Below are 7,438 nucleotides of genomic sequence, written 5' to 3'. Positions count from 1 at the left end.
CCCTCTCGCTCTTCAACCAGTCCTGACCCGGTCCTGAACCGGAGAGGGAACCACGTGCCCCGCGACCCCCGTCGCGGGGCACGCGCGCGACAAGGCGCCGGTGGTCGTGCGGGCCGTTCACTGTGTGGCAGCGGTGCGCAAGGCGTGAAACTGGTCGAGCAGCGCCTGGTCACCGGACAGGTGCACGTCCCCGTCGCGGCCGCGGTTCCACAACCACAGCAGCAGCGGCTCGGCCTCACCGCTGACCAGGGCCTCGCCGTCGAGGCCGGTCGCGGCCTCCCGGACCTCCACCCCGGCCGGAGTGGCCCGCACTGTCCAGGCGTGGTGGCCGGTGGAGACCGAGAGCGTACGCGGATCGGGTGCCTCCAGCAGCGAGCCGAAGTCGTCGTCCCACCTGGTGCTGCCATAGCCGAGGAAGAGAGTCAGCACCTCGTCCACGCCGTCGAGAGCCAGGTCGCTCGCGACAGGTGAGACCGGCCCGCCCGCGGCGAGCTCGGCGTCGACGCGGTGGGTGACGGTCTCCAGGGCCATGCGGCGGATCCAGAAGCCGACCGTCTGGTCGGGCTCGTGCCAGGTAGCCGCGGGATCGGTGGGGGAGTGCTCGGCGAAGGCCGAGGTCAGCCGCTCGTAGTACCTGTCCAGTGCGGTCAGTGGATCGGACGGGATGTCCTCCGGCCATGCCTCGGGAAAGGCGTTCAGCCGGATGCACTCGGTCTTGTGCAGGTAGACCTGGGCGACGTGCCGAGTCAGGTCGGCGACCGACCACTTCGGACAGGTCGGCACGGGCGCCGTGGGCTCGGCGGCCACCACGGCCGCGCGCAGGAGGGAGAAGTCCCTGGCGAGATGCTCAAGAAGTCGAGGGTGTTCCATGCCCTAATCAGATCAGCCCCCGCCGGCATCCTCGAACGATTTCCACAGGCCGGCCGGAATGTCGGTGGCCGCCGCTACTGTTCGTCGGCAACGGGAGGAGAGCGTCCGATGGTCACGGTCGACGACGTACGGCGGGTCGCGCGGGCGCTGCCGCGCACCGAGGAGGCACTGGTCCGCGATCACGTGAAGTTCCGGGTCAGGGGCATCGTGTACGCCTCCGTGTCCCCGGACGAGACCCTGATGGGCTTCGGGTTCCCGAAGGAGGAGCGGGCGGCCCTCGTGGCCGCCGAGCCGGAGAAGTTCCTCATGCCCCTGCCCTCGGACGAGCGTTACCAGTGGGTCAGGGTCCGGCTGGCGGCCATCGACGTGGCCGAGATGCGGGAGCTCGTCACCGACGCGTGGCGGATGGTCGTCCCGAAGAAGGTGGCCGCCGCGTACGACGCGCTCTGACCCCCGCTCAGAGTCCCGCTCAGACCCGGGCGCCGCCGTCGACCCGCAGGACGGCGCCGGTCACGAAGGAGGAGCGGTCGCTCAGCAGCCAGGCGGCGGCCTCGGCGATCTCGGCCGGGTCGGCTCCGCGGCGCAGCGGCGTCATCGCCGTGAGCCGCTCCTGGAGTCCGGGCGATCTGGCCTCCCACTCGCGGATCATCTCGGTGAGCGTGTTGCCGGGAGCGATCGCGTTGACCCGGATGCCCTCGGGACCGTAGGTGACGGCGGCCGACTCGGTGAGGCTGTTGACCGCCCGCTTCATCGCGCCGTAGGCGGGCAGCTCGGGGTTGCCTCCCCAGCTGCCGACGGACGAGTTGTTGACGATGGCGCCCGTGCCGGCGGTGGCCCGGATCGCCTCCACCTCGGCGACCATGGCCAGCCAGACGCCCTTGAGGTTCACGGCGTAGAGGTGGTCGAAGTCGGCCTCCGCCATCCGGTCCATCGGGCCGGGCTCCTGGCCCGTCGCCCCGTTGTTGAAGGCGACGTCGAGCCGGCCGTACAGGTCCACGGCGCGGCCCACGGCGGCGCGCACACCGGCCGCGTCGGCCAGGTCGCACACCACGTGGTCCGCGGTGCCGCCCGCCGCCCGGATCTCCTCGGTCACCGTCTTGAGCTGGTCCTCCGTCCGGGCCGCGAGCAGCACGCGGGCGCCCTCCCGGGCGAACAGCCGCGCCGCCGCGGCCCCGATGCCGCGTCCGCCGCCGCTGACGAAGGCGACCTTGCCGGCCAGCAGGCCCGCACCGGGCGTGGCGTTCGTGAATGTTTTGTCCATGGCGACGAGCCTGCTCCGGTGGGCGCGGCCCATCCAGGTACCGGCGATACCTGGACAGTCCGCACACCCCGGGCAGACTGGGGGTATGGACCGACGAGAACTGGCGGCCTTCCTGCGCAGCAAGCGTGAGCGGATCAGCCCGGCCGACGTGGGACTGCCCGCGGGGACCAGGCGACGCACCCCGGGCCTGCGCCGTGAGGAGGCGGCGCAACTGGCGTTCATCTCGACGGAGTACTACACCCGGCTGGAGCAGGCCCGTGGCCCGCGCCCGTCCCGTGAGGTGCTGGCCGGGCTGGCCCGGGCCCTGCGCCTGTCGGACGCCGAGCGCGCCCACCTCCACCACCTCGCCGGCTCGCCGGTCGCCCCACCGCCGGGGCCCCCGCGGGAGGTGCGGCAGAGCATCCTCGATCTGGTGCGGAGGCTGCCGCAGTCCGCCGCGTTCGTCACGTCCGCGACGCTCGAGGTGCTCGCCTGGAACGACCTGGCGGCCGCTCTGATGGAGGACTTCTCGGCTGTGCCGCGGCGTGACCGCAACCTGGTGCGCCGCGTGTTCCTCGGGCCGCACCCGGAGGGACGCCGCCTGTACGGCGTCTCCGACTCCGACGCGTTCGCCCGCCACGCCGCCCGGCGGCTGCGTGCCGCCGCCGCCCGCTACCCGGACGCGCCGGAGGTGACCGGGCTGGTGGACGAGCTTCTCGCGGGAAGCCCGGAGTTCGCGCGGCTGTGGGCCTCCCACGAGGTGGAGGGCCCGCACACGCTGTGCAAGACCTTCCGGCACCCGATGGTCGGCCCGGTCACCGTCAACTGCGACACCCTCGACGTCGCCGACCGCGACCAGCAGGTGGTGATCTACACCGCCGTCCCCGGCTCGCGGTCCGAGGAGGCGCTGCGGCTGCTGTCGGTCATCGGCACCCAGCGCATGGACGTCCCCCTCTGAGCCGCGTCGTGCGGTGCGATTCGGCGCACGTCGTTCACGCCGGCTTATCGATGCCCTCGGCCTGCCAGGACGACGCCGAGGTGATCCATAAGCGGGGCTGATCGATCCGTCGCGGCGGAACCGGCCGAGGAGAGGATGCGGGGCGTCCTGTTCGACGAGCGAGGAGCCGTGATGACGTCGTCTTTTTCAGCATCGTCCTTTCCAGCATCTTTTCCCGAGTCCACCGTGCTGGGGTATCCGAGGATCGGGCCCGATCGGGAGCTGAAGCGGGCGCTGGAGGCGTACTGGGAGGGCCGCTCGGACCGCGCGGCCCTGGAGCGCACCGCGCGGCGGCTGCGGGAGGACACCTGGCGGCGGCTGGCGGAGCTGGGCCTGGGCGGGTTGCCGTCGAACACCTTCTCCTACTACGACCACGTCCTCGACACGGCCGTGCTGCTCGGCGCGGTGCCCGAGCGCTACCGGAACGACGACGACCTGACCGCCTACTTCGCGATGGCCCGCGGCGCCGAGGGGCTGCCGCCGCTGCGGATGACCAAGTGGTTCGACACCAACTACCACTACATCGTGCCCGAGATCGGGCCGGACACGGTCTTCTCCCTCGACGCCGCCAAGCCGCTCTCGGAGGTCCGCGAGGCTCGCGCGCTGGGCCTGGAGACGCGGCCGGTGCTGGTGGGACCGGTGACGTTCCTCCTGTTGTCGCAGGCAGCGCCGGGAAGCCCGGACGGCTTCGCGCCGCTCGACCGGCTGGACGACGTGGTCGAGGTGTACGAACGCCTGCTGGGCGCACTGGCCGCGGAGGGTGTCGGGTGGGTGCAGCTCGACGAGCCCGCGCTGGTCGCCGACCGGACCCCCGCCGAACTCGCCGCCGTCGAGGCGGCGTACGGCCGGCTCGGCGGGCTGGCGGAACGGCCCGCGCTGCTGGTCGCCACCTACTTCGGGAGCCTCGGCGAGGCGCTGCCCGTGCTGGCGCGGACGCCGGTCGAGGCCGTGGCCCTGGACCTCGTCCGGGGCACCGCCGGTGACGTTGGCCTCCTGGCCGGGAAGACGGTCGTCGCCGGCGTCGTGCCGGGCCGGGACGTGTGGCGCACCGACCGGGACCGGGCCCTCGCCACGCTGCACGCCGTACGGGAGCGGGCCGGGCGGGTCGTGGCCGGCACCTCGTGCTCGCTCCTGCACGTGCCGTACGACGTGGAGCGGGAGACCGGCCTCGATCCCGCCCTGCGGGACCGGCTGGCGTTCGCCGAGCAGAAGGTCGCCGAGGTGGTCGCGCTGGCGGCCCTGCTCGCCGAGGGTCCCGGCGCCGACGCACCCCGCCGCCCCGCGCCGCAGGCGCAGCCTCTCGCGTCCGGAGCCCGGGCGGCGGAGGGCCGGGCGCCCTACGCCGTTCGGGCGGCGGCGCAGGCGGAGCGCCTGAAGCTGCCGCTCCTCCCGGTCACCACGATCGGCTCGTTCCCGCAGACGGGGGAGCTGCGCCGGGCCAGGGCGGCGCTGGCGGCGGGGGAGATCGGCGAGGAGGCGTACGAGAGCCTGGTCCGCGCCGAGATCGAGCACGTCATCGCGGTGCAGGAGCGGCTGGGGCTGGACGTCCTCGTGCACGGCGAGCCCGAGCGGAACGACATGGTCCAGTATTTCGCCGAGCACCTCGACGGCTTCGCCGTCACCCGCCACGGCTGGGTCCAGTCGTACGGCTCGCGCTGCACCCGGCCGCCCATCCTGCACGGCGACGTGCGGCGGCCGGAGCCGATCACCGTCCGCTGGGCGCGCTACGCGCAGTCGCTGACGAGCAGACCGGTCAAGGGCATGCTCACCGGCCCGGTCACGATCGTGGCGTGGTCGTTCGTCCGCGACGACCTGCCGCTGCGCGACGTGGTATTCCAGGTCGCCGACGCCGTCCGCGAGGAGGTGCGCGACCTGGAGGAGGCGGGCATCGGGGTCGTCCAGGTCGACGAGCCGGCCCTGCGCGAACTGCTGCCGCTGCGCCGGGACGGGCAGGCCGCCTACCTGGAGTGGGCCGTCGCGGCCTATCGTTGGGCGACCTCCGGCGCCGCCGATCACACCCAGATCCACACGCACCTGTGCTATTCGGACGCCGACCAGATCCTCGCCGCGATCGACGCCCTCGACGCGGACGTGACCAGCGTCGAGTCGGCCCGCTCACGCGGCCGGGTGCTGGCTGAGGTAGGCGGCTTCGGCCGGGGGCTCGGCCCCGGGGTCTACGACATCCACTCGCCGCGGGTGCCCGGCGCCGACGAGGTGGAGCGGCTGCTGGAAGAGGCCCTGCGGGCGGTGCCCGCCGACCGGCTGTGGGTCAACCCCGACTGCGGCCTCAAGACCCGGTCGCACGAGCAGGTCGAGGCCGCGCTCGCCAACGTGACCGAGGCCGCCGCCCGCCTCCGCGAGCGGCTTCACCGCGGGGAGGCGGGACGCCGGGGCGAGACCAGGCCGGACTCGTAGGCGAAGACGACGAGCTGGGCGCGGTCGCGCGCGCCCAGCTTGGTCATCGCCCTGCTCACGTGGGTCTTGGCGGTGAAGGGGCTGATCACCATGTGGGCGGCGATCTCCTCGTTGGTGAGGCCGCGGGCGACCAGGGCGACGACCTCCCGTTCCCGGTTGGTGAGCGCGTCCAGGGTGGCCGCGGGCGTCGCGTCCGGCGGGCGGGAGACGTACTCGCTGATGAGCGTCCGGGTGACGGCGGGGGAGAGCAGGGCGTCGCCCCGCGCGGCGACCCTGATGGCCTGGAGGAGCTCCACCGGATCGGTGTCCTTGAGCAGGAACCCGCTCGCGCCCGCCCGCAGCGCGTCGAAGACGTACCGGTCGAGACCGTAGTTCGTGAGGATCACCACCCGGGTGGCGGCCAGCCGGGGATCGGCGGCGATCCGCCGGGTCGTCTCGATGCCGTCCATCACGGGCATCTGGATGTCGACGAGGGCGATGTCGGGCACGTGCCGCTCGGCCAGGGCCAGGCCCTGCGCGCCGTCGCCCGCCTCGCCGACCACCTCCACGCCGTCCTCGGCGTCGAGCAGCGCGCGGAAGCCCGCCCGGATGAGCGCCTGGTCGTCCACGAGCAGCACCCTGATCACGCCGCTCCCTCCCGGACGGGCAGGGGGAGCTCGGCGTGGACGCGGAAGCCGCCCTCCACCCCCGGCCCGGTCTGGATGCGCCCGCCGAGCGCGGACACCCGCTCGCGCATGCCGGTGAGCCCCACCCCCGGCTCATGCGCGGCCTCCGGGGCGCCGTTCGCGCCCCGGCCGTCGTCCTCGACGCGTACGACGAGGGCGTCCGGCTGGTAACCGACGTGTACGGAGGCCGACGCGGGTCCCGCGTGCCGGGCGACGTTGGTGAGCGCCTCCTGCACGATCCGGTAGGCGGCGAGGTCCACCTCAGGCGGCAGGGGGCGCGGCGTGCCGGTGACCGCCAGCGTGGCCGGCACGCCCGCCGACCGCGCCCGCTCGACCAGCTCGCCGATCCGGCCGGCGCGATCCTGCTCGCCGCCGTCCTCCTCGCCCGGCTCGCGCAGCACCTCCAGCGTGGCCCGCAGCTCCCGCATGGCGTCCGCGCTCGCGTCCTGGATCGCCAGCAGCGCGGCCGGCACCTCCTCTCCCCGCTTACGCGCCAGATGGACGGCCACTCCCGCCTGCACCTTGATGATCGAGATGCTGTGGGTGAGCGAGTCGTGCAGTTCCCTCGCGATGCGCAGCCGCTCCTCGCCGGCCCGGCGCAGCGCGACCTCCTCGCGCGTGCGCTCCGCCTCGGCGGCTCGCTGCTCCGCCTGGTGCAGGTAGGCCCGGCGCTGCCGCGACACGATTCCCGCCACGTTGGCGGCGACGAACCAGCCGACCAGCAGACCGATCTGGTCCAGGACCTCGCGCGGGGTCCGCGCGCCGAGGTCCGCCAGCTCTCTCAGCAGGGCGGCGCCAAGGTAGACCACGCTCGCCGACAGCGCCCACACGCGCCGCCCGGCGCTCGCCGCCGAGTAGACGGTGATCAGGACGGGCAACGTGGGAGCGGTCTCCGGAAACACCACCAGGGCGTAGCCGATCATGCAGGCCGTGGCGACGGCCATCGCCGCCACCGGCGCGGCCCGCCGCCCGGTCACGGCGGCGCACCCTCCCACCAGGAGCAGATAGCCGATCACCCCCACCCGCGCCGGGTTGTTCGGGGCGCCGGGGACCAGGGTGCCGGCCACGAGCAGCGCCGCCAGGACGGCCGCCGCCACCCCGTCCTGGGCATACGGCCGCAGATCACGGTCCATGTCCCGAAGCGTAAACCGCGTCAGGTTCGTCCGCCTCCTCCCGGCGGACCCTTCGGGCGCTACTCCCGGCGGAGTACGCCGGGCCGCGTTCGCTCCCCGGGGGAGCGGCCCGCGGACT

At 73.7% G+C, this 7,438-nt stretch carries 7 protein-coding genes; 3 read left to right on the top strand and 4 right to left on the bottom strand.

The window, feature by feature from the left end:
- Positions 1 to 117: 117 nt before the first annotated feature.
- On the bottom strand, positions 118 to 870 hold the full coding sequence (locus Mam01_RS19620) for a maleylpyruvate isomerase N-terminal domain-containing protein (RefSeq protein WP_204286708.1): 753 nt from the start codon (positions 868 to 870) through the stop codon (positions 118 to 120).
- A 108-nt stretch (positions 871 to 978) separates the two neighbouring features.
- Between Mam01_RS19620 and Mam01_RS19615 the strand changes: the two genes are divergently transcribed.
- Positions 979 to 1,320, top strand: a complete 342-nt coding sequence (locus Mam01_RS19615) for an MmcQ/YjbR family DNA-binding protein (protein ID WP_150940170.1) — start codon at positions 979 to 981, stop codon at positions 1,318 to 1,320.
- A gap of 19 nt (positions 1,321 to 1,339) precedes the next feature.
- On the opposite strand, the gene Mam01_RS19610 is transcribed toward Mam01_RS19615, so the two are convergent.
- On the bottom strand, positions 1,340 to 2,131 hold the full coding sequence (locus Mam01_RS19610; RefSeq protein WP_204286707.1) for an SDR family NAD(P)-dependent oxidoreductase: 792 nt from the start codon (positions 2,129 to 2,131) through the stop codon (positions 1,340 to 1,342).
- Between the two features lie 85 nt (positions 2,132 to 2,216).
- Between Mam01_RS19610 and Mam01_RS19605 the strand changes: the two genes are divergently transcribed.
- Together Mam01_RS19605 and metE are read left to right on the top strand one after the other, a co-directional pair.
- Positions 2,217 to 3,068 (top strand): helix-turn-helix transcriptional regulator, encoded by an 852-nt coding sequence (locus Mam01_RS19605; protein WP_204286706.1) that lies wholly within the window; start codon positions 2,217 to 2,219, stop codon positions 3,066 to 3,068.
- A 171-nt stretch (positions 3,069 to 3,239) separates the two neighbouring features.
- The gene (gene metE, locus Mam01_RS19600) at positions 3,240 to 5,522 is read left to right on the top strand and encodes a 5-methyltetrahydropteroyltriglutamate--homocysteine S-methyltransferase (RefSeq protein WP_204286731.1); all 2,283 of its coding nucleotides are present in this window, start codon (positions 3,240 to 3,242) and stop codon (positions 5,520 to 5,522) included.
- On the opposite strand, the gene Mam01_RS19595 is transcribed toward metE, so the two are convergent.
- Positions 5,474 to 6,148, bottom strand: a complete 675-nt coding sequence (locus tag Mam01_RS19595; protein ID WP_204286705.1) for a response regulator — start codon at positions 6,146 to 6,148, stop codon at positions 5,474 to 5,476. The genes metE and Mam01_RS19595 overlap by 49 nt on opposite strands.
- The gene (locus Mam01_RS19590) at positions 6,145 to 7,320 is read right to left on the bottom strand and encodes a sensor histidine kinase (protein ID WP_204286704.1); all 1,176 of its coding nucleotides are present in this window, start codon (positions 7,318 to 7,320) and stop codon (positions 6,145 to 6,147) included. The genes Mam01_RS19595 and Mam01_RS19590 overlap by 4 nt, the downstream gene beginning before the upstream one ends.
- Positions 7,321 to 7,438: the final 118 nt, after the last annotated feature.

The sequence above is a fragment of the Microbispora amethystogenes genome, assembly GCF_016863015.1.
Taxonomy (GTDB): Bacteria; Actinomycetota; Actinomycetes; order Streptosporangiales; family Streptosporangiaceae; genus Microbispora; species Microbispora amethystogenes.
This window is presented reverse-complemented; position numbering and strand designations above follow the sequence as displayed.